This window comes from Sulfuricella sp., from assembly GCF_035531155.1.
Taxonomy (GTDB): Bacteria; Pseudomonadota; Gammaproteobacteria; order Burkholderiales; family Sulfuricellaceae; genus Sulfuricella.
In genome coordinates this window covers 1-21,984 of record NZ_DATKTK010000063.1, presented here as the reverse complement: position 1 = coordinate 21,984, position 21,984 = coordinate 1, and the positions used below count along the sequence as shown (strand labels likewise).

Sequence of the window (21,984 nt, the reverse complement as noted above, 5' to 3'; positions counted from 1 at the left end):
GGTTATCACGGCACAAGCGTGCTGGGGTTAAGTAGCGGAGATTCAGCAAGCAACAATCCGGTTTCCTTGTGGTATAGCGTATCGCCTACTTGGGCATACAGGTCAGGGTAATTTTCAATCGCCTTGATGTCACCATTCTGAAGCAAGCGATTCAAGTCATAACGATAAATCGTCACCGCATGGCGCTGGAGCTTGCGCATCAGCCAGCGTTCCGGGCCTTTGACGCGCAGCAGGTTGATCCACTTTTCGCTGTCTTCGTTGTAGCGCACAAACACTGCTTGAGTTTCTCGATCATCAATCAGGCGGAATTTCTCGGCAGCGGTACGGAACTGGACTTCCAGACCACTTCCGCATTTGAGAGCACCTGCAATATCGTGCTCATCCAAATTTGGCATACTCAAAAAACGATTGAAGTAGCGGGTGAACAATTCCCGCGCCAGCGGTTTTTCTGGTCGCTTGTACCATACGTCTTTGGTGGCATCTTCACCAAAGCGCAGCAAGCCTTTGGGAGCAGGCTTGGGCGGAACAAACACCACAACTTTGCCCTTCCCAGTCAAACCTCCCTCGCGATTGCAACGACCAGCCGCCTGCGCAATAGAATCCAGTCCGGCCAGTGCCCGATAAACCACGGGGAAGTCGAGATCAACCCCAGCTTCGACCAATTGCGTGCTGATCACGCGTAGCGGTTCGCCACGTTTGAGCCGCGCTTTGATGTCGGCAATAATCGCTGAGCGGTGTGCGCCACATAGGAGTGCGGAAAGGTGCAATGTACCCTTGGGCATAAGCTCCCAAAGCTCGCGGCAATCCTTGCGAGTATTGACGATGGACAGCACCGACTCGTGCTGGCAAAGCTCTGCGGCGAGAGATTCCCAATCGGTGAGTTGATTGAAATCAGCAGGTATCTGAACTTCTACCCGTTCCAGATCGGCATAGAGTCCATCCACGTCAGCGATAATTTCGCGCACGTTGTTCAGCCCCTTGCGAGTAGTGCGACCAAAGCTGTCCTTGACCGTATTCAGAGCTGGCTGGGTGGCGGTGGAAAGCACTACGGTTACACCGTAGTGGGTAGTCAGCAGGTTGAGCGTATCGAGTATCGGTTGCAGAAATTCCGGCGGCAGCAGTTGCGCCTCATCCAGCACGATCACACTGTTGACGAGATTATGCAGCTTGCGGCAACGACTGGTGCGGGCAGCGAATAACGACTCAAACAACTGGACATTGGTAGTCACGATCAGCGGCGCATCCCAGTTCTCTGCCGCCAAACGGCTGCGCGTGGTTTCGCGATCTACATCAAAGTTGCTGTGGTGTTCCACGACATCATCTTTGCAGAAGATGCCGCGAAACACATCGGCGGTTTGCTCGATGATGCTGGTGTAGGGAATGGCGTAGATAACGCGCCGCTTGGCGTGATGCTTGGCATGTTCCAGCGCGAAGGCCAAGCTGGAAAGTGTCTTGCCGCCACCGGTGGGCACGGTAAGCGAAAACATGCCGGGCGACAACGCAGCCTGTTTGCGGCATTGCGCCAACACGTCGGCGCGTATGCGGTTGACCGGTGTATCGGCAGATTGGTCAACTATTAATTGAGCAATCTTTGCTTCCATAGAGCGGTTGAAAACAGGCAGCATTTCCGCAAGTGCTGGAAACTGTTGCCGCGCCTGATTTTTGCCTTCATCCATAAAGGCTTCGGTATCCAGAAAGTCCGCATCCACCAAGCATGAGAACAGCATCCGCACCCACAAGTGAAAACCATTTTCGCCTCCGCACACCTTGAAGGCTGGCTTGCTCTGCGTGAGTACGTTCTGCGGAATGGCTTGTACTGGGATGCGTTCGAACAATTCACTTTGTTGTAACCGGATGGAAAGTGCCTTGCCACCGGTTTCCGCCAAGTGCCAGTCTGGCAATCCGGCATGATGACCAGCAATCAAATAAGCCAGAATGCGGCCATGCTTATCAAATTGCCTAACCGCATGTATCGCGCCCGCGGTGGAATGGTCCACGCGACCGGGCGCACCTTCAATCTCGATGTGTGCTTCTGGGTTGTAACCGCTGACCTTTTTGATGTATTGCTGAAACTCGGCGCTGTATTTTCCCAAGTCGTGCCATAACCCAGCGATGCTCGCCCAATCACGTGAATCGAAATCGGTCGCGAAATCAGCGGCTATTCGGGCTACTCCGTGAAGGTGCTCATCCAGCAAGTGTTCGTGCCAGCCACCCGCACTATCTTGACGTACATGAGCCAGTACTCGGTTTTCGTGTTTATCGTTCATGCATCCATCCTAACACCCCTACTGGCTCACCACGTGAGCTAGTAAAGACCGGCAGCTAAAAAATTCCTCCTTTTGCCTCATCCGTATCCAAACAACACCTCTTGTATTTCTTGCCGCTGCCACATGGGCAAGGATCGTTACGGCCCATTTTCGGCTCTGCGCGAACATAGGGTTCTTCAAACGGATACGATTCATCCTGGAATTCGTTACCCGAAAGGCTGTAATCTTCATCCCATGCGACCGGGTCGTTTTCAGCTTCCTCTTCCGCCCAGCGTTGTTGGCGAGCAGCAATCTCGCCTGGCAAATAGAACTTCCATGGATCGTTGAAACGCTCCCAACCGGCTTTATCCTGCATAGCCGTATAAGCCTGCTGGACGTCATTCGGGGCAAAGTGCACGCCCAAAAACCCTTGTCTTGCCGCCATATCATCCAGCAGCGGTCGATGTTGAACGCGAGGGAAATCCAGCAGGGTGTTGCCGGCACACAGGCGCAAGCTCCAGTCTTCATCTTCGTCGGCTACGATTCCCGCCAGCCATTCCAATGCTAGTTCCAGTGCATTGCTTCCCTGACAGCGTGCAGCGGCCACGATTGCATCTATAGCATTCACCCGGATGTACCAATTTACGGCGCGATCATGACAAAACTCTCGCAATATCGGCAGCACACTTTCCGGTTTGTTGTGAAACAGGGCCGGCCAGTAGCCGGCTAGCCAGTCTTGCAGTCCGTCACTGTCCTCCCTTTCCTTGCATGACATGCTGCGCATGAATTTCACCAGCAACAGACCCGCGCGTTCAGTCGAAATCAGGCCGAGTATCATGACGGCGTGCAGCTTCAGCCACCATTTTCCTGCACCCTCGGTTTGCCCGTCGATATAGTCAGCAACCAGGTCGGCCAGGTATTCGATCATGGCGTCGCTGCGCCGGGCGCATTCGTCGATCACGTTGCGAGGTACGCGGTCCTCGTCGTGGATCATCAGGTCGATCAGGCCGGTCGGATCAAGGCTGGCAAGGAATTCGTCGGTGTGGGTGGGTGGTTGGGGCAGGTCGGTCATGGCGTTTTCTCCTGAATGGGGTTGGCAATATCCAGATAGACCTCGAATTCCATCCGCTGCCACGGGTTGCGGCTTTTCTTCAGGCGGGTGATACGCGCTTCCGCTTTCGAGCCCCTATCCATGAAACGCGCCAGCGCCTCGTTGTCGGCGCGCGGCACGTAGCCGAGCTTGTGGCCTTGCCATTCGACGCGCACGGCTTTGGTGTCGTGGGAATTGTCAGGTTCGCGGACAAGCTGAAGGGCGTCGCCCACCTTCATTTCGCTCCATAGCCGCTTGCCTTCGTAGTAGCGGAAGCCGGCCAGGGGCGAATTTTGCAGCAGGATTTTGGCGTTTGCGGTGGGCTCGGCGGCGCGGGTGGGCAAGGAGAAGGTAAGCGCAAGCAACAGCGCCGCAACCAGATGTAACCGCATAAACTCTTACCCCTCTTCTCTTAGGCTAATCTATGCACACAAGTCATTTCAAGCCGTTCGTGCTGAGCTTGTCGAAGCATGAATGGCTTGATTTTACGATGTTTTTAACATCCGCCCACACTTCGACAAGCTCAGTGCGAACGGATTAAAAATCAATTAGTTGGAGGATGTGCGCATAGATTATCCCCTTAGGGGGCGAGGGGGTTATACGGCCTCGCCCGCTCGCTGTTCGAAGAATTTTTCCACGTCCGCCACTTCCCGCGTCCGTTTCATCGGCGGCAGGCTCTGCCAGATGCGGCGGCCGTATTGTTTGGTCAGCAAGCGCGGGTCGCAGATCATCAGCACGCCGCGGTCGGTCTCGTCGCGGATCAGGCGCCCGGCACCCTGCTTCAGGGTGATGACGGCGTGGGGTAGCTGGTATTCCATGAAGGCGTTGCGCCCTTCCTGGTTGATCTTCTCGATGCGCGCCGCCAGCACCGGATCGTCCGGAGGAGAAAATGGCAGTTTGTCAATGATCACCAGCGACAGCGCCGAACCGCGCACGTCGACGCCTTCCCAGAAGCTCTGGCTAGCCACCAGCACGGCGTTGCCGAGGCGGCGGAAGCGTTCCAGCAGTTCGGTGCGAGTACCCTCCCCTTGCAGCAACAGGGGGAATTCCAGCCCTTCTTTTTCGAAGGCTTCCTTCAACAGTTCATGCGCCTCGCGCATGGCGCGCAGGCTGGTGCAGAGCAGGAATGCGCGGCCGCCGCTGGCGCGGATCACCGGCAGCGCCGCCGCCACCACCGCCTCGGTGTAGCCGCGGCTGTTCGGCTCCGGCATGCCTTGGGGCGAATACAGCACCGCCTGGTTTTCGTAGTCGAACGGGCTGTCCCAGAAGGCGGTGGCGGCTTCGAGCAGGCCCATCTGGCTTTGGTAGTGGCTGAAGTCCTTTTTCACGGCAAGCGTGGCGGAGGTAAAAATCCAGGCGCGTGTGTGATCGTCGATCTGCTTGCGGAAAATCTCGGCGATGGAAAGCGGCGTGGCGTTGAGTTGCATCGCGCGGTTGAACACTTCCACCCAGCGCACGCTGCCGTTGTTCTCCTCGTCCGTCCAGCGCTTGAGTTGCGCCGCGAACTGGGTGCCGCGCTGCCAGCAGTTTTCCAGGCCGGGGCTGCGCGCGGCCTGGGATTCGAGCAGTTTGTTGAGCGCATCCAACATGGTCTTGACTTCGGTCAGGGCGTCCGCGAAGCCACGCATCCCCTTCGCACCGGTCAGCGGCAAACGCACGCTGTCCTGCGGGAACACCAGGCGCAGGTCGCGTGCGGCCTTCTCCAAAGCCGCCGCGCCCTCGGGCAGCTGGGCGAAATCCTTGGCCGACACCATGCCCTCGGCGTGAGCGTCGTGGGCCAGCTCGAGCAGTTGTGAGGTGCTCAGGTTCTCGCCGAAGAACAGGCTGGCGGTTTCCGGCAGCTGGTGCGCCTCGTCGAAAATCACCGTGTTGCTGGCAGGCAACAGCTCGGCCACACCCTCGTCGCGCAGCATCACGTCGGCGAAGAACAGATGGTGGTTGACCACCACCACGTCCGCACCTTGCGCGCGCTTGCGCGCTTCCATCACGAAGCACTCCTTGTGTTGCGGGCAGTCCTGGCCGAGGCAGTTTTCCCGCGTCGAGGTGACGTAGGACCAGATACCAGCATTCTCCGGCACCTCGCTCAGGGCACTCTTGTCGCCGCTGTCGCTAGCCTTGGCAAACTTCTCGATTTTCGACAGGTAGACCGAATCGTCGCGGGTCATGAAGCGCCCTTCGTTCTTGGCGCGCTCAAGGTGGAAATGACAGACGTAATTGGCGCGGCCCTTGAGCATCGCTATCGTCACCGGCACCTTCAGGGCCTCGCGCATCGCCGGGATGTCGCGGAAAAAAAGCTGATCCTGCAGGGTCTTGGTGCCGGTGGAAATGATTACCTTACCGCCGGCGAGCAGTGCCGGAGCCAGATAGGCGTAGGTCTTGCCGGTGCCGGTACCGGCTTCAGCCACCAGGATTTCGTGCTTTTCGATGGCGGCAGAAATGGTCCGCGCCATCTCAAGCTGCTGGCTGCGAACGCGGTAATCCTTGAAGGCGCGCGCCAGCACGCCGCCTTCGGCGAAAATGGAATCTAGATCAAGCATGATTCAAAAAGACCGTCATTCCCGCGAAAGCGGGAACCTAAGTAATTGTTAAACAATTTCACTCCAGAGATCGAACCAGGATGGATTCCGTTTCTCAATCAACTCTATTTTCCAGTTTCTTCGCCATTTCTTGATCTGCTTTTCCCTTTGTATGGCTGAGAGCATGTTTTCGTGAAACTCATAGTAGACTAAATTATGGATTGTATATTTCTTGGTAAAGCCTTCAGCTTGATCATTTTTGTGCTGCCATACACGTTTCACAATATCGGAGGTTACACCGACATAAAGGGTGCCGTTTCTTCGACTGGCTAGTAAATAAACGCAAGGCTGTTTTTCCATGTATCAGAAACACTGGATTCCCGCTTTTGCGGGAATGACGGTGGTGATAGTTTGCCAAACTTTGAGGTTAGGTTGAGAACACAATTGTACCAGCAACGCCAAAGCCGCATCCCGGTTCTCAATTGCCGCCCGGCTTAGCGGTTCACCCAGTTCAAAGCTTTCCCCACGCACCGAGAGCAGGAATGAGGGGGGGGCTGGCCTTTGGTAAACCTTCTCGAACACGTGCAGCACGGCTTCCGGGGACATTTCGTGGGTGGTGTATCTGGCATCCTGCGCCGGATGAAGAGGGGAAAACAGAAATGGGCTCGGACAGGACACGCTGGCGTCGATGAACAGCGCGAGGTCGCGCCCTTCCAGGTCCACCGCGTGCTCGACCTGCAACTGGAAATCGGTGACCAGCTCGAATTCTGGCCACTCGAGATGCTGCGTCCGGCTCTCGGCAAGCAGATCGAGCAACTGCGGCCCTAGGGCGTCGTCGCCCCGGCTCGGATTGCCGTAAGCGAAGATGAGCAGCGGCGCTATCAAGCGTCGCACCGGCCGTCTGAGTTCTTGTTCAAGCGGTCGATCACCTTCCCCCCCGCGTCCACCAGTTCCACCTCCAGCGGCATTTTGCCCACGGCATGGGTGGCGCAGGACAAGCACGGATCGAAGGCGCGGATCGCCACTTCGATGTAATTGAGCAGGCCTTCGGTCAGTTGCTGGCCGTCCAGGTATTGCAGGGCCACTTGCCTCACCGCTTCGTTCATAGCCTGATTGTTGTGGGTGGTGGCAACGATCAGATTGGCACGGACAATCAGCTCATCCTCGTTGATGCGGTAGTGGTGGATCAGGGTGCCGCGCGGCGCCTCGATCACGCCTACGCCACGCAGCGCCCGCTCGCCCCGGCTGACTAGGTCGCTACCCAGCAAGTCGTTGTCGTGCAGCAGCTCCTGAATGGCCTCGGCGCAATGCAGCATTTCGATCATGCGCGCCCAGTGATAGGCCAGCGTGGACTGGGTGGCGCTGCCGCCACCGAATGCCTTGAACGACTTCCTTTCAGTCTCGGCCAGCGGCGTCGGGATGAAGTCGCAATTGTTGATCCGGGCGAGCGGGCCGACCCGGTACCATCCCTCCTCCCTGCCCCTCGACCGGATGAAGGGGAATTTCATGTAGGACCAGGATTTCACTTCCTCGTGGATATAGTCCCAGTAATGGCTGTAATCGACATGGTCGAAAATCGTCTGGCCATGCTCATCTTTGGCCCTCAATCCGCCGTGGTAAAGATCCAGGGCGCCGTCGTCCCGCACCAGGCTCATGAAGGAGGATTTGAAGTAGCCGAAACCATTGTAAAAATCCGGCCGATCGCAGTAGATCTTCTTGATCAGTTCCACCGAATCCCGGCTCCAGGCAACCATCTGATCGATGTCCTTCAGCAGGGAGTCACGCTCTTCCATCGACAGGTTCTTGTTCACGCCGCCGGGGATCGCCCCGGTGCCGTGAATCCGCTTGCCGGACGTGAGCCGGATCACTTCCTGCCCATACTTGCGCAAGGCTACGCCCTGCCGGGCGACATCCGGATAGGCGGCGACCACGCCGACGATGTTGCGCCTGGCCACGTCGCTGTCGAAGCCGAATAGCAAGTCGGGCGAGGCCAGATAATAAAAATGCAGCGCATGGGATTGGAGCACCTGGCCCAGATGCATGAGGCGGCGCAGCTTCTCGGCGCTAGGCGTCAACTGTGCGCCAACGATCATGTCCATCGCCTTGGCAGCCCCCAGGTTATGGCTCACCGGGCAGATGCCGCACAAGCGCTGAACGATCACCGGCACTTCCCAGTAGGGCCGACCCTGAATGAATTTCTCGAAACCGCGGAATTCGACAATATGAAACCGCGCCTGGTGTACGCGGTTTTCGTCGTCGAGCAGGAGGGTGACCTTGCCATGGCCCTCCACCCGGGAGACCGGCTCGATCACCACGCGCTTGAGTCCTTCCGGATTTGCGGCGGTTTCCAGTTCAAAAGTCATAATAAACCCATTAACCGCGAAGGACGCAAAGGTACGCGAAGGAAAAACAAAAACATTGATCCTAAAAATGGCAATTGCTTAACCGCAGAGGCGCGGAGACGCAGAGAAACAGATGGGTGAGGTCGCACAATGCTATAACGCATTGTTTTTTCTCGGCGCCTCTGCGTCTCTGCGGTTCAATTGAGGTTTCTAGGTTGATTTACCTTGCGATCCTTTGCGTCCTTTGCGGTAAAGAAATTAATCAAAATGCAGCTGCTCATAATCCAGCTTCGGCTCCCGGCCGTTCAACAGGTCAGTCAGGAACTTCCAGATCGCGTCGCCCGAGGGCGGGCAGCCGGGCAGGAAATAATCCACCTTCACCACCTCGTAGACCGGGTGCACCTTGTCGAAAGGCAGCGGCAGTTCGGGATCGTTGGGTATTTGGCCGCACTCCAGCCCACCCTCATAGCAGTACACTTCCTGGAAGCAGTCCCACAGATCGATGTTGTTGCGCATCGCGGGAACTCCGCCATTGATGGCACAGGCGCCAATCGCCACCAGCACTTTGCAGTTCTTGCGGAACTCCTTGAGCACATGGACGTTTTCGGCATTGCACACGCCCCCTTCGACGAGGCCGATGTCGCACGGTCCGCAGTGCTTGATGTCTGTCAGCGGAGTACGGTCAAACTCGACCAGCTCGATCAGACCGAACAGGCGCTCGTCGATATCGAGGAACGACATGTGGCAGCCGAAGCATCCCGCCAAGGAGCAGGTGGCGATGCGAATTTTTTTCATAGTGTCGCCAGTGGGCGACACAGAGTCCCCCTCGCCCACTTGTGGGAGAGGGCTGGGGGGAGGGAAGCGACCGGCACGGTCGCTCTGCTCACTCATGGCTGCCCCCGGTCTGCACGTCCTTGATGGTGAGGCGGTCAAAAACACGCTGGCCGATCGGTACGGCATATCCCTGACGCTTGATCAGGATCGCCCCGGTCGGGCACACCTGGACGGCCTTGTCGGTGACGGCGAGATCGGTGTCGCCCAGCAGGCCGCTAGCCGAATTGACGACCAGGATGGTTTTAATCCCGCGCCCGGAAAGGCCGAACACGTTCTTGCCGTCCACCTCGCGGCTGGCTCGCACGCAGAGCTCGCAATAAATGCAGCGGTTGCGGTCGAGCATCACGTCGGGATGGGAGGCGTCCGCCTCGCGCTGCGGATAGAAGTGGTTGTAGTGCGGGCTCATCATGCCGAGATAGTAGGCAACGGCCTGGAGCTGGCAGTTGCCGCTTTTTTCGCACGCCGGGCAGAGGTGGTTGCCCTCGACGAACAGCATTTGCGTCAGGGCAAGCCGTTCCGCATTGAGTTCCGCGATGTCGCTCAGCACCAATTGGCCTTCTACAGCGGGCATGGTGCAGGATGCGACATTGCGCCCGTTGACGTTGACGGTACATAGCTTGCAGCTGCCGTGAGGCTTGAATTCCGGGTTATGGCACAGGTGCGGAATGTAGACGCCGGCCGCCAGCGCCGCGTCCATGATGGTCTGACCTTCCTGGAACGGCACGGCTAGCCCGTCGATGGTGATGGTCTTGCTCATAGGTGCGCCCATTCGTCGTCGCGGCCGGTAATCTTGCGCGCGGTTTCCAGCGCGCCGTCGAGGTCGAAGGCCGGCTCGAAGGCCAGCGCCTTCAGTTTGCGCTCGTAGACGTCGGGAAACTTTTCCAGGCTGTCCAGCACCGGGTTGGCGGCGCTGCTGCCCAGCCCGCAATGGCTCATGGTTTTGAGAATATGGCCGAGGCTTCTCATCTCCTCCAGGTCGGAGGCGGTGCCGTGCCCGCTCGCAATCTTGTCCATGATCTTCTTCTGCAACTCGGTGCCGACCCGACACGGCGTGCAGAATCCGCAGCTCTCATGCGCGAAGAAGTGCACGAAGTTCCGCGCGGTTTGAAACAGGTCGCGCTTGCGCTGAAACACCATGAAAGCGCCCGCCGTGGGCAAGTCCTCGAAGGCGATTTTGCGGTCGAATTCCTTCCATGAAATCAGGGTGCCGGAAGGCCCGCTCACCTGGACCGCATAAGGGTCCTTGGCGCCGCAATCGGCGAGTATCTGGCGCACTGTGACGCCGAACGGGTATTCGTAGATGCCAGGGCTCGTGCAATCGCCTGAAATCGAAAGCAGTTTGGTGCCCGTCGACTGCGCGGTGCCCATCGCCGCGAACCAGGCGCCGCCCCGCTCCGCGATTTTTGCCGCGCAGGCGAAGGTTTCGACGTTGTCCACCACGGTCGGCCTGCCCTTGTAGCCGTGCGTCACCGGGAACGGCGGACGGTTGCGCGGGCGGCCGCGCTTGCCTTCGAGCGATTCGATCAGGGCGGATTCCTCGCCGCAGATGTAGGCGCCCGCACCAAGATGGATTTCGATGTCGAAGCTGAAGTCCGTCTGGCCGAGTATGTTGTCGCCCAGCAGGCCGGCCTCGCGACGCTTTTGCAGCACTTTTTCCAGCTGTTCCAGCAGATAGCGATACTCGCCGCGCAGGTAGAGGAAGCCTTTGCTTGCGCCGACCACGTGCGCGCCCACCGTCATGCCCTCGAACACCAGGTTGGCGTAACTGTTAAGCAGCACCCGGTCCTTGAACGTGCCGGGCTCGCCCTCGTCGGCGTTGCACACGATGTAGCGTTCCGGATTCCCGCCGACATCGCAGATCACGCCGCCTTCCTCCTCGACGATGGCAGCATGACAGAACGACCATTTCGACGCGGTCTTGAAGCCTGCGCCGCCGCGGCCGCGCAGATTGGATGTGTCCATCTCGGCCAGGGTTTCCTTCGCGCCTCGCGAAAGCATCGCGCGGATGCCGTTGCCCGGCACCAGCGGCTCGCCGAGCAGCGCATCGGTGCGGCGAAGATTGTCCACTGTTTCGAACAGCATCGGCGGCCATTCGGCCACCGGCTTGCGGGCACGGATCAGCTCGCCGATCAGGTCGAGTCGATTCCGGTCCAGGTTGGTCAGCGGCCAGCCGTTGACCAGCGCCGCCGGCCCCTGGTCGCACAGGCCGGTGCAGGAGGTGCTGTCGACGCTCACCAGGCCGTCTTCCGACACCTTGCCCGGCTCGACCCAGAGCTTGTTGCACAGGTACTCCATCAGCTCGTCCTTGCCGAGCATCTGGTCGGTGATGTTGCCACTGAACAGTATCCGGTATTCCCCGACCGGGCGGGTGGACAGGAAGGAATAAAAACCGGCCACGCCCTCCACATCGACCCGTGGCACGCCCAAATGCGCAGCAATGCGGTCGATGGCCTCGGAAGGGATGTAATGGCAGGCATCCTGAACCTCGCGCAGCATCTGCAGCAGCCGCGAAGCATCGCGCCCATGGCGATCGAGGATCGGCGTCAGTATCCGGGAAAGGTCAGCGGGTTCGCATTGCTGCATGGAGCCAATCTCCGCATTGTTTGCGACATTTCAATATAGCATGCAGCTGGGCAGCTAATCCCGGCCCGCCCGCCAGATCGAGAAAATCAGCCAGACGCTGTTGAAGAAAGCCACCAGAAAACCGAGCAGGCCGAACAGTGGCAATCCAAACAGGGTCGGGCCGCCCTCCACCGTCAACACGATCGAGGAGCCGATCACCAGCGAGGCGGTCAAAATGCCGAACGTCAAGCGGTTGACGCTGAGGTCAATCTGGTGAGAAAAATGGTCGAGGCGCTTGAGGTCGAGGTCGATCTTGAACTTTCCGCGCCGCACTTCCTTGATCAGGCGAGCCACATCACGCGGCAGACTGGTGACGAGGGAAAGAACTTCATGGAAATTGCGCTTGCCGCGCTTGAATAGCGCATCAGGCATGTAGCGCTCGGTGATCACCCGCCGCACGAATGGCGTGAGGTGCGCCACCATGTCGAAGTCCGGGTCGAGCTGACGGCCCAGGCCCTCCAGGGTAATCAGCGCCTTGAACAGCATGGCGAGGTCGGCGGGCATCACCAGGTAGTGGTCGCGCATGATCACGGTCAGTTCGCTCAGTAGCTTGCCGAGGCGCAGATCCTTGAGCGGCACGTTGGCATAATTGAAGACGAATTCGTTGACATCCGCGGCCAGCTTCGATTCATCCACTGTCGCGTCGCCGGTCCATTCCAGCAGCACGTCGAGCATCGCTTCATCATCCTTGCCGGCCAGGGCGGCGAGCAGGTCGACAATCTGGTTGCGGCGCCCCTCCATCAACCGGCCCACCATGCCGAAATCGATCATGGCGATACGGTTGCCGGGCAGGTAGAACACATTGCCGGGATGCGGATCGGCATGATAAAAGCCATCGACCATGATCATCTTGAGCACCGCATCGGCTCCATGCGTGGCGAGCAGCTTGCGGTTCAGCCCGGCGGCTTCGACCGCCGCCAGATTGTTGCCGGGTATGCCGTCGACCCACTGCTGCACATTCATGACTTCGCTGGTCCACTCCCAGTACACCCTGGGGATCACGACAGTATCGGAGCCGGCGAAATTCTCGGCGAATCGGTCGATGTTGCGCGCCTCGGCCACAAAATCGAGTTCACGCCGAATGGAGCGGGTAAACTGCAGGACGATCTGGATCGGCTGATAGCGCCGCATTTCCGGCATTTCGAACTCGATCAGGCGCGCGAGGTGCATCAGGATGCGCAGGTCGGCCTCGATCTTGGTGCGAATCTCGGGACGACGAATTTTCAGGATCACCGGCGTACCATCCTGAAGCTTGGCATGGTGCACTTGGGCAATGGAGGCGGCAGCGACTGCCTCGGTCTGCAACTCCTGGAAAATATCGTGGGGGGAGCAACCCAGGGCCGCTTCAAGCTGCGGCAACAGGCTTTCGAAAGGGACCGGCGGCACGCCGCTTTGAAGCTTCTCGAACTCGGCGATCCAGTTGGGTGGGAACATGTCCACCCGGGTCGCCATCACCTGCCCGAGCTTGACGAAGGTCGGCCCCAGCTCTTCGAGTGCACGACGCACCCGCACCGGCGCGTCGAGGTGCATGACATCGCTTCGCGCCTTCCAGTGGAGAAAGCGCCCCGCCCGTTCGAGCAGTGTGCCGATTCCCAGCGTGCGCACGATATCCGCCATGCCATAGCGGATCAGGGTAGAGGTAATTTCGTGCAGGCGCGGCAGGTCGCGCACTACATTGAGGGTTTCCAGAAACATCGGGGCCTAACGAACGCGAGGAGTAAGGGGTGAGGAGTGAGGAGTGCATGCTCCCTCTCCGCTTTTGACCTTACCCCTTGCCCCTACCTGTACTAAATCCAAATTCCTCACTCTCCGCTCTTCCCCTTCAATTTCTCCGCCTTTTCATGCAGTGCATCTGCCATGCCGGCGAGAATGCCGCTTGCCAGCGACGCCAGGCGCGCACTCATCTCGCGTGCCGCGTCCTTGCCTACAACTTTGCTTTCATGCAGCGTCGTGGAAACCTTGCTACCGAGCGTACTCACCGTTTCGGCGACCTTGGCGCCAGTATCGGTGCCTGCACGCCGGGCGTGAACAACCAGATCTTTCAGCTCCTGTTTGATCTTGCCCGCCGCAGAATCGGCGACCACGCTCACGGTGTCGAGAAATTCCTCCTCCATGCGCTTGAGATTGACCAGTGCCCACTCCAACTCACTTTCGGAAAAATCCTTGGCATGGGAAGTCAACTGCTCCAGCGCCAGGCGGGTTGCCTCCGCCGCTTTCGTCAGCGCCTCATCCATCCCGGCCAATCCTTCGGACAGGGCGGACTTCACTTCGCCGGCGCGTTTCGCTGCACCCACGCTGATCCCTTCCGTTACGGCATTGATCACAGGCCGGATCTCTTCGGTGCTCAGCTTCCGGGTTTTCAGGGCGCGCAACGTCAAATCGCGGACTTTCGCGCGGATATCCACCCCTCCCTCAACCGAAGTGCTCGCCGCTTGCTTGATTTCCTCGGTGGAAAGCATGTTCGAGTTTTTCTCAGTCATGATGATCTCCTTATGATTATTCGAGTTATCTTACCCTGAAATCTAGCAGAAATTGCTTTATAATGCCCGGTTTTCGTTGCTATTCCATGCTATTAGGCCAACCCCTTCCCGCCCCAGGATCGCGCAAGCGCTACGCCAGCCTTCAAGGCTCGAGCGATGCCTTGGCGCTGGCGCAGCTGGCGGGACAAAAACGACCTCTGATCATCCTCACCGAAACGGCTGCGGATGCCCAGCGCCTGCACGACGAAATCCCTTATTTCGCGCCGGCTCTTTCGGTTCACCTGCTGCCGGACTGGGAAACCCTGCCCTACGACCAGTTCTCCCCGCACCAGGACCTGATTTCGGAGCGTCTGGCCACACTCTACCAGATTTCGCAAAACGCCTGCGATGTCGCCATCATTCCCGCCACCACCGCACTTTACCGCCTGCCGCCGCGCGAATTCCTGGCGGCGCACACTTTTTTCCTGAAGCAGGGCACTCAACTCGATCTGGACGCCCTGCGCGGCCAGCTGACCTTGGCCGGCTATACCCATGTCACCCAGGTGTTAAGCCCCGGCGAATACAGCGTACGCGGCGGTATCGTCGACCTGTTCCCGATGGGCAGTCCACTGCCCTACCGCATCGACCTGTTCGACAACGAGATCGAGAGCATCCGCACCTTCGATGCGGACACCCAGCGCAGCATCTACCCGGTCAAGGATGTCCGCCTGCTGCCGGCGCGCGAGTTCCCGCTGGACAAAATCGGCCAGGACACTTTCCGCCGCAACTTCCGCGAAAAATTCGAGGGTGACCCTTCCAAGAGCCGTCTGTACAAGGACGTCAGCGCGGGCCTCGCGCCACACGGCATCGAATATTATTTGCCGCTGTTTTTCGAGAGCACCGCCACGCTGTTCGATTACCTGCCGCAAGATGCACTGGTCTGCCAGTACCACGGACTGGAAACGGCAGCACAGAATTTCTGGCGCGACACCCAGTCGCGCTATCAACTGCTGCGCGGCGACCGCGACCGGCCGCTGTTGCCACCGCAGGAGCTGTTCCTCACGGTGGAGGCGCTGTTCGGAGCACTCAAGCCCTACCCGCGCATCGAGCTGAGCGCCGAGGAAATCGCAGACAAACCCGTCAGCGAGCCGCTGCCCTCGATTCAGGTGGACCGCCGCGCCGAAAATCCGGTCAGCCGGTTGCAGCAGTTCATTGCCGATTTCGACGGCCGCATCCTGATCCTGGCAGAAAGCCTGGGCCGGCGCGAAACCATGCTGCAATTCCTGGCAGAACACGGCCTGAAACCGGCGCCCTGCGAAACCTATGCCGATTTCCTGGGAAGCCAGGAAAAGTTCATGCTCGGCACGGGTCCTTTGAGCACCGGTTTCGTTCTTCCCGCCTCACCCCTCACCCCTCAGCCCTCACTCGCTTTCATCACGGAAAGCGAGTTGTATGCCACCCAGGTCCGCCAGATACGGCGCCGCGACGCTGCGCGCAAGTCGACCGTGGAAAACATGCTGCGCGACCTGTCCGAGGTCCGCATCAATGACCCGGTGGTGCACGAACAGCACGGCATCGGCCGCTACCTGGGGCTGGTCAGCCTGGATCTGGGCGAAGGCGAAACGGAGTTTCTGCTCCTCGAGTATGCCGGTGGCGACAAGCTTTACGTGCCGGTTTCGCATCTGTACCTGATCGGCCGCTACAGCGGCGCATCGCCGGAAGCTGCGCCGCTGCACAAGCTCGGCAGCGGCCAGTGGGAAAAAGCCAAGAAGAAAGCGCTCAAGCAGGCGCGCGACACTGCCGCCGAACTGCTCAATCTCTACGCCCAGCGCGCCACGCGCCAGGGGCACGTGTTCCAGATCAAGCCGCAGGATTACGAGGCGTTCTCCGCCAGTTTCGAGTTCGAGGAAACCCCGGACCAGGCCGCCGCAATCCAGGCAGTCATCGAGGACATGACCTCCGGCAAACCGATGGATCGCCTGATCTGCGGCGATGTCGGCTTCGGCAAAACGGAGGTCGCGCTGCGCGCCGCCTTCGTCGCCGTGGCCGACGGCAAGCAGGTGGCGATCCTGGTGCCCACCACCCTGCTCGCCGAACAGCATTTCCAGAACTTTTCCGATCGCTTCGCCGAGTTCCCGATCAAAATTGCCGAGCTGTCGCGCTTCCGCTCCGCCAAGGAACAGACCGAAGCGCTCAAGGGCATGGCAGAGGGCAAGATCGACATCGTCATCGGCACCCACAAGCTGATCCAGAAAGACATCAAGTTCAAGAATCTGGGGTTGGTGATCGTCGACGAGGAACACCGCTTCGGCGTGCGCCAGAAGGAGCAACTCAAAGCCCTGCGCGCCGAGGTCGACGTGCTGACTCTGACCGCCACCCCCATCCCGCGCACCCTGTCGATGTCGCTGGAAGGCCTGCGCGATTTTTCCGTCATCGCCACCGCGCCGCAGCGCCGCCTGTCCATCAAGACCTTCGTCAGCCCCGACAGCGACGGCGTCATCCGCGAGGCGGTGCTGCGCGAGCTCAAGCGCGGCGGGCAAATCTATTTCCTGCACAATGAGGTCGAAACCATCCTCAACGTGCGTGAAAAACTCACCCAGCTCCTGCCCGAAGCGCGCATAGCAGTGGCTCACGGCCAACTGCGCGAGCGGGAACTGGAGCATGTGATGCGCGACTTTTACCAGCAGCGCTTCAACCTGCTGCTGTGCACCACCATCATCGAAACCGGTATCGACATTCCCACCGCCAACACCATCATCATCCACCGCGCCGACAAGTTCGGCCTCGCCCAGCTACACCAGTTGCGCGGGCGCGTCGGACGCTCCCACCATCAGGCCTACGCCTATCTGCTTACGCCTCCCGGCGAAGATGGCATCACGCCGCAGGCGAGGAAACGCCTGGACGCGATCCAGTCTCTGGAAGACCTGGGCGCCGGCTTCTATCTTTCCATGCACGACCTGGAAATCCGCGGCGCGGGCGAAATTCTGGGTGAATCGCAAAGCGGGGAAATGCAGGAGATCGGTTTCAACCTCTACGCCGAAATGCTCAACCAGGCAGTAAAAGCGCTCAAGGCAGGCAAGGAACCGGACATCTCCCAGCCGCTAGGCATCACCACTGAAATCAACCTGCACAGCCCGGCATTGCTGCCCAACGACTATTGCGGCGACGTCAACGAACGCCTTACCCTGTACAAGCGCCTGGCGAACTGCGCCACTCTGGACGAATTGGATCAGCTTCACGAGGAACTGATCGACCGCTTCGGTCTGCTGCCGTCGCAGGCCAGCGCCCTGCTCGACACCCACCGCCTGCGCATCCTCGCCAAACCGCTCGGCATCGCCAAAATCGATGCGAGCGGCGGCGGCATCACGCTGCAATTCATCCCCAATCCGCCGATCGATCCGATGAAAATCATCCAGATGATCCAGAGCAAGCCCGGCTGCAAACTGGCCGGACCGGACCGCCTGAAAGTCAGCCGGGACATGCCGGAAGTGAAGAACCGGGTGGAAGAGATTGTGCGGCTGTTGAAGGAACTGGGGTAATCAGTAAAAGTTCTGACTTGATCTTACCTGCAGTGCGAGATCAAGTCAGAACCTGAAGGTTTGCCTCGTGCCAACACCGGACGGTCGAGCATTTATGGGCGAGTGTTTGCTCCAGACGTGGAGCAGCCATTCAGAGTCGGCAAGTGAGCGTCAGTCACCGACACTAGGCGGACCACCGTCACTTCATTCAGGCCACAGTCCGCTATCGGGAAAAGCGAACTTCGCTTCGCGACCCGTTGCGGTCATACAGTCCGACGCGCATCAACCGTCCGGTTGGTGTCCTGGAAATCAGCACATCGTGAGGATATCTTCACGCCGGAACCGCCTGACCAGTTTTGAGTCGAGTAACCGCTTGCGAATCCGCGTCTGCTGCAAACACACGTTCTTTTCCTGTAGGCCTGGATCCACTCACTTAGGAACGCGACAACTTGTCGTCGTCCCCCATGTTAGTAATCGGGCTGTTAGCTGCGCCGACCACCCAGTTGGGTACGACCCAGAACAGAGGATGCATGGACATGCTCTGCTTCGGGTGTTTCTGCTGGGCTTGGCACCGCTTTGATCGGCTCGGCAATGGTCACCGTTTTGGCGTTTTGAGTGTCTTTGACTATTGTAGCCACGTCGCCTGAGATTACTCCGCCTTCTTCTATGGTTAATGCGCCATAGCGAATTTTTCCAGTGACTTTTCCTGAAGCATAAATCACCAATTGCTTGCGCGCAGTTAGCTCACCCTCGAACAGTCCCCTCACTTCTGCGACATCTATTTCGGCCTTGCCTGAGAATACCCCGCCTTCAGCGATGCGAATGTCCCGGCTATTCATGGATGCTTCGACTCTGCCCTCGACCACCAGAATATGGCAATCAGTAATTTCCGAGCCTTTAAGTTTGATATTTGGGCCCACGATCAGTTTATTGCCCTCTTCACGCGGCGCTATTTTTTTTGGGGGTGCTTGATTCTCTGGTTTGACTTCTACCGGCGCCTTGGCAGGTTCCATAACCTTGTTGGTTTCATTGAAGTTGCTTTTGGTTGTAGAGTGCATAAAATTTTTAAGCATGATTTATTCCTTTTAAGATTTGTATTCCAGGAAACGCCACCAAGCCAGCATGGTCGTTGAATCAAACATCAACGGAATATCGGGTTGATGCGAAATTGCGCAGCGGGCTGCAAAGTTAATGTGTTCAGGCACACGCGTTATTGCCCTGAGTTTTTCGTCCATTTTCAGCGATATTGAAGGGATACAAATTAAATCGATACCAGACATAGCGCATCAATCGGCAAACCCCGTATCACCCAAAAATCGCTGTTGTGATTGGCAAAAGCAAACATTGCCGCTAGAAGCATTGCTGTAAAAATCTTTTGACGCAGGAGATATTGCAATGGGTAAATATCTAATCACGTGTTCAGAATATAGCCGTCTATTTATTCAATGCAAATGAACAATAGTTAACCATAGGTTTTTTAAGGGGGCAGATTCAATCACCAACCGCAACAGTTAACATTAGGTTGGCGTCAACCATCTTGGCCGGTGAAGCGAGGGGTTCAGCCGCGATATTGCAGCAGGAATGACAGCATTTTACTGGCGTGAATGGTGCGGCGGCTGGGTGATGTCGAGGGCTTTTTAAGTTGCGTTTTTTTTCGACGCCAACCTGCGGAGATGGTGTTCCGTGTTAATACAAAACAAAGCCGAATCCCAACAAATAAAGTTGGCGCGTACAAAATAAAGTTGGAATATGGAGAATGCCATATTTTCCAAAGTACTCATTGAGACCTTGCCTGCATATTCCAATCAAATCAGTCGCCGATAATTAATCAAGCAGCCATTGGCAATTATAAAATTTGAGGTTATCTGAATGGCTGTCATGTGCTGATTCTGTTGAAAAACTCTAATTTTTCGAAACGCTGAAGTCTTGCCAAAAGTCCGTTACCCATACAAAGGCCATTAATTGCCTTTGTATGGGCGAATCAGACGCCCTACAACGAACCATCAGGCAATACACGATCTCTGGCACGTACTTCGAAGGAAAACTTGCCAAAGAGGCTTAAATTTTTTCAAACGCCATGAAAAAAGCGTTTTTCAACAGAATTAGTATGAAATGGACATACGACCGCAGCGGCTCGATGGGCTGTAGCTGGCACTTAGCTGCCCGCCATCACTACATCGAGGCCAACGTCTGCTATCGGGAAAGGCGAACTTCCGTACCCGACCCAAGCAGTCTGTCGATGTAGGCATCTTGATCGGCTGAAATGCAGTGGGAAGCGGACTTTCAACTTGGGTGGTCTATCTGCCTGATTCGGCGACGGCTGGCGACTTCGCAGAAATATCTGGGATCCATCTCAATCAGAGCTCACCACAAAAGTCTCAAGCCTTCGGCCTGAGCACCAGTATCTTCCCGATTGATTGAAGGCCAACTTGCTCTTCAAGCACCAATCTGGATTGATCGAAAAGGCTCTGCCACTGAGGAAGGGTCCTCTCCCTACCTCGGGTGCCCATGAACATCTGCATGTCGAAGGCGGCACTGGAAAAATCGGCCTTCAATTCCGAAACAACCAACTCCATTAGAGCAATGCGGGCACCAGTACCGGCACATGCGGTGGTCAGATTTCGCAGCACCTTGACGCAGTTCTCGTCATCCATGCCGTGCAGGACGGCACTCAGCAAGTAGATGTCCTTGTTGTCTTTGGCTGCTGGAACCGATACAAGCAGGTCCCCGCTCTGGTAGGTTAATCGGGAAAGAAGGGCTGACGATTCCTTTCCGGTCCAATATGTTGCCGCTGTTTGAATAACCTGATCCCGGTCAAACACTAAAGCCGTGAGATGCGAATGCCGCCTCAATATGGCCAATGATTTACTTCCCTTCGAGCCACCAATGTCAATGACGCGATCAAAGCGCCCCCAATCGAAGTCGGTGGCAAAGCTGTCGCCCGTCAATGCCTCCACACTGTCCATGGCGCGGGCAAACAGCGAATCGAATTCGGCATGGTCGTCCATGTAGGAATACAGTTCGTGTCCGTGAGAAATCTGGAACGGAACTTCCCCGCTGCGCACCCCTTGTTCCAGTTGCTCATACCAAGGCTGGCTCATCTCAATCGAGTTGTGCATCAAGATCAGTGCTCTGACGTTCTTCGGGTTATCTTCTCGCAAGTGGTCGGAAAGCGCATTGTTCTTGAAGACCCGAGGCGACACTTCTTCAAATACACCCATGGCCGCCAGCATGCGGAGCAGACGGTAAATGGCGTCCGGTTGTGCGGAGACTCGCGCTGCAATGACTTCAGTTGTGAGATGTCCGTCTCCCAGCACGGATGCAATGTTCAAACGTGTGGCGACGTGAAGCACGCGTGACTGCCAAAACGCTGAGCCAATCTGGATTAGCCGAAATGGTGGCGGCGTGACTTTGTTGGGAATGTTCTGTAGCCAAGCGGCAAACTTCATCAGCTTTGCAAAGCGGCGAACTGCACCTGAATTCTTCTGTAAGGACATCGAAAATCTCCTGCTATTCCAGCCTTGTCGGCGCCAACCCAGTCGTAAACAGGTGGCCATTGAACGCAAAATAAATGGAGTCAAATACCATTACACGTTTATCATAAAACAAAACCGACTGCTTTTTCGCTACAACAGGACATTGGCTAATGATTCATGGAGGTCTGAAACTGGCAAATTCTGTTGAAAAACTCTTTTTTCATGGCGTTTGAAAAAATTTAAGCCTCTTTGGCAAGTTTTCCTTCGAAGGACGTGCTATAAGGATCGTGTATTGCCTGATGGTTCGTTGTAGGGCGTCTGATTCGCCCATACAAAGGCAATTAATGGCCTTTGTATGGGTAACGGACTTTTGGCAAGACTTCAGCGTTTCGAAAAATTAGAGTTTTTCAACAGAATCTGCTGAAAGCGGTCTTTTAGCAACTTAGAGATAGTCGGATTCTTGACGTTTCCGTGAACCTCTTTGGACCTCAATGTCCCCAACAAGGGGTATCGTCGTTGCGACATTCGTACACCTTGACTTACAAACCCAGAAGAAGACACACTTCCTTAATGGTTGTTTCGTGAAATTGTCAGCCGTTTTGATATCCAGCCAGGGTTGTATTGTTTACAAGGGCGGAAACATGCTCATGCGGGTAATGGAATATGTCCTATGCGACGATTTAATAAGGGCGGAAATCATAGCTATGAATCGAACTGACCAATACTCCACGCAATTGCGACGTAAGCGGCCAGCCGTCCCACTCCACCGGCGGCGGGATTTACGGTAATGCTGCCTTCAGTGGCAACAACTCATCAATACGGCTATTGGGCCAGGCAGGCAATTTCTCCAGGGTGTCCTTCAGCCAGGCATGAGGATCCAA

Annotated in this window: 17 protein-coding genes; 1 reads left to right on the top strand and 16 read right to left on the bottom strand. The window is 57.2% G+C overall.

The genetic code is table 11. From position 1 onward, the window contains the following. Positions 1–5: 5 nt before the first annotated feature. The 12 genes from cas3 to VMV64_RS15165 all read right to left on the bottom strand — a co-directional run bounded on the left by cas3 (position 6) and on the right by VMV64_RS15165 (position 14,130). On the bottom strand, positions 6–2,267 hold the full coding sequence (cas3, locus tag VMV64_RS15220; protein WP_325331853.1) for a CRISPR-associated helicase Cas3': 2,262 nt from the start codon (positions 2,265–2,267) through the stop codon (positions 6–8). Positions 2,268–2,322: 55 nt separating this feature from the next. Beyond that, on the bottom strand, positions 2,323–3,318 hold the full coding sequence (locus tag VMV64_RS15215) for an SEC-C metal-binding domain-containing protein (protein ID WP_325331851.1): 996 nt from the start codon (positions 3,316–3,318) through the stop codon (positions 2,323–2,325). Further along, entirely contained in the window at positions 3,315–3,728 is a 414-nt protein-coding gene (locus VMV64_RS15210; protein ID WP_325331849.1) for an HIRAN domain-containing protein, read from the bottom strand. The genes VMV64_RS15215 and VMV64_RS15210 overlap by 4 nt, the downstream gene beginning before the upstream one ends. A 204-nt stretch (positions 3,729–3,932) precedes the next feature. Next, positions 3,933–5,873: an ATP-dependent DNA helicase gene (locus VMV64_RS15205; RefSeq protein WP_325331847.1), complete on the bottom strand. Its 1,941-nt coding sequence runs from the start codon at positions 5,871–5,873 to the stop codon at positions 3,933–3,935. Between the two features lie 48 nt (positions 5,874–5,921). Beyond that, the gene (locus VMV64_RS15200) at positions 5,922–6,212 is read right to left on the bottom strand and encodes a GIY-YIG nuclease family protein (protein WP_325331845.1); all 291 of its coding nucleotides are present in this window, start codon (positions 6,210–6,212) and stop codon (positions 5,922–5,924) included. Between the two features lie 3 nt (positions 6,213–6,215). Next, the gene (locus tag VMV64_RS15195; protein ID WP_325331843.1) at positions 6,216–6,737 is read right to left on the bottom strand and encodes a hydrogenase maturation protease; all 522 of its coding nucleotides are present in this window, start codon (positions 6,735–6,737) and stop codon (positions 6,216–6,218) included. Further along, positions 6,734–8,215: a Ni/Fe hydrogenase subunit alpha gene (locus VMV64_RS15190; RefSeq protein WP_325331841.1), complete on the bottom strand. Its 1,482-nt coding sequence runs from the start codon at positions 8,213–8,215 to the stop codon at positions 6,734–6,736. Before VMV64_RS15190 ends, VMV64_RS15195 begins: the two co-directional genes overlap by 4 nt. Positions 8,216–8,452: 237 nt before the next feature. Further along, positions 8,453–8,989, bottom strand: coding sequence for an NADP oxidoreductase (locus tag VMV64_RS15185; RefSeq protein WP_325331839.1), 537 nt, complete (start codon positions 8,987–8,989; stop codon positions 8,453–8,455). An 88-nt stretch (positions 8,990–9,077) separates the two neighbouring features. After that, positions 9,078–9,785: a 2Fe-2S iron-sulfur cluster-binding protein gene (locus VMV64_RS15180; RefSeq protein WP_325331837.1), complete on the bottom strand. Its 708-nt coding sequence runs from the start codon at positions 9,783–9,785 to the stop codon at positions 9,078–9,080. Next, positions 9,782–11,611, bottom strand: a complete 1,830-nt coding sequence (locus VMV64_RS15175; protein WP_325331835.1) for an NAD(P)H-dependent oxidoreductase subunit E — start codon at positions 11,609–11,611, stop codon at positions 9,782–9,784. Before VMV64_RS15175 ends, VMV64_RS15180 begins: the two co-directional genes overlap by 4 nt. A gap of 54 nt (positions 11,612–11,665) precedes the next feature. Beyond that, entirely contained in the window at positions 11,666–13,345 is a 1,680-nt protein-coding gene (locus VMV64_RS15170) for an ABC1 kinase family protein (RefSeq protein WP_325331833.1), read from the bottom strand. Between the two features lie 107 nt (positions 13,346–13,452). After that, on the bottom strand, positions 13,453–14,130 hold the full coding sequence (locus VMV64_RS15165) for a DUF6781 family protein (RefSeq protein WP_325331831.1): 678 nt from the start codon (positions 14,128–14,130) through the stop codon (positions 13,453–13,455). Positions 14,131–14,216: 86 nt separating this feature from the next. Between VMV64_RS15165 and mfd the strand changes: the two genes are divergently transcribed. Then, positions 14,217–17,648, top strand: a complete 3,432-nt coding sequence (gene mfd, locus VMV64_RS15160) for a transcription-repair coupling factor (protein WP_325331829.1) — start codon at positions 14,217–14,219, stop codon at positions 17,646–17,648. Between the two features lie 461 nt (positions 17,649–18,109). Here the strand turns inward: mfd and VMV64_RS15155 are convergent, their stop codons facing one another. From VMV64_RS15155 to VMV64_RS15140, 4 genes are all read right to left on the bottom strand, one after another. Further along, complete coding sequence (locus VMV64_RS15155; RefSeq protein WP_325331827.1) at positions 18,110–18,700, bottom strand: polymer-forming cytoskeletal protein; 591 nt, start codon at positions 18,698–18,700, stop codon at positions 18,110–18,112. A 12-nt stretch (positions 18,701–18,712) separates the two neighbouring features. Further along, positions 18,713–18,907, bottom strand: a complete 195-nt coding sequence (locus tag VMV64_RS15150) for a hypothetical protein (protein ID WP_325331825.1) — start codon at positions 18,905–18,907, stop codon at positions 18,713–18,715. 1,098 nt (positions 18,908–20,005) lie between these two features. Continuing rightward, positions 20,006–21,124 carry a methyltransferase gene (locus VMV64_RS15145; RefSeq protein ID WP_325331823.1) on the bottom strand — a complete coding sequence of 373 codons (1,119 nt, stop codon included), beginning with the start codon at positions 21,122–21,124 and terminating at the stop codon, positions 20,006–20,008. 758 nt (positions 21,125–21,882) lie between these two features. Continuing rightward, on the bottom strand, positions 21,883–21,984 hold a 102-nt coding region (locus VMV64_RS15140; RefSeq protein WP_325328581.1), incomplete at its 5' end, for a transposase domain-containing protein.

What these genes read in the sequence shown, in the direction of transcription:
- VMV64_RS15185 (WP_325331839.1), bottom strand. Translation starts at nt 8,989, where the DNA reads ATGAAAAAAATTCGCATCGCCACCTGCTCCTTGGCGGGATGCTTCGGC.
- VMV64_RS15180 (WP_325331837.1), bottom strand. Translation starts at nt 9,785, where the DNA reads ATGAGCAAGACCATCACCATCGACGGGCTAGCCGTGCCGTTCCAGGAA.
- VMV64_RS15210 (WP_325331849.1), bottom strand. Translation starts at nt 3,728, where the DNA reads ATGCGGTTACATCTGGTTGCGGCGCTGTTGCTTGCGCTTACCTTCTCC.
- VMV64_RS15150 (WP_325331825.1), bottom strand. Translation starts at nt 18,907, where the DNA reads ATGTCTGGTATCGATTTAATTTGTATCCCTTCAATATCGCTGAAAATG.
- cas3 (WP_325331853.1), bottom strand. Translation starts at nt 2,267, where the DNA reads ATGAACGATAAACACGAAAACCGAGTACTGGCTCATGTACGTCAAGAT.
- VMV64_RS15165 (WP_325331831.1), bottom strand. Translation starts at nt 14,130, where the DNA reads ATGACTGAGAAAAACTCGAACATGCTTTCCACCGAGGAAATCAAGCAA.
- VMV64_RS15170 (WP_325331833.1), bottom strand. Translation starts at nt 13,345, where the DNA reads ATGTTTCTGGAAACCCTCAATGTAGTGCGCGACCTGCCGCGCCTGCAC.
- VMV64_RS15215 (WP_325331851.1), bottom strand. Translation starts at nt 3,318, where the DNA reads ATGACCGACCTGCCCCAACCACCCACCCACACCGACGAATTCCTTGCC.
- VMV64_RS15190 (WP_325331841.1), bottom strand. Translation starts at nt 8,215, where the DNA reads ATGACTTTTGAACTGGAAACCGCCGCAAATCCGGAAGGACTCAAGCGC.
- mfd (WP_325331829.1), top strand. Translation starts at nt 14,217, where the DNA reads ATGCTATTAGGCCAACCCCTTCCCGCCCCAGGATCGCGCAAGCGCTAC.
- VMV64_RS15175 (WP_325331835.1), bottom strand. Translation starts at nt 11,611, where the DNA reads ATGCAGCAATGCGAACCCGCTGACCTTTCCCGGATACTGACGCCGATC.
- VMV64_RS15200 (WP_325331845.1), bottom strand. Translation starts at nt 6,212, where the DNA reads ATGGAAAAACAGCCTTGCGTTTATTTACTAGCCAGTCGAAGAAACGGC.
- VMV64_RS15205 (WP_325331847.1), bottom strand. Translation starts at nt 5,873, where the DNA reads ATGCTTGATCTAGATTCCATTTTCGCCGAAGGCGGCGTGCTGGCGCGC.
- VMV64_RS15155 (WP_325331827.1), bottom strand. Translation starts at nt 18,700, where the DNA reads ATGCTTAAAAATTTTATGCACTCTACAACCAAAAGCAACTTCAATGAA.
- VMV64_RS15145 (WP_325331823.1), bottom strand. Translation starts at nt 21,124, where the DNA reads ATGTCCTTACAGAAGAATTCAGGTGCAGTTCGCCGCTTTGCAAAGCTG.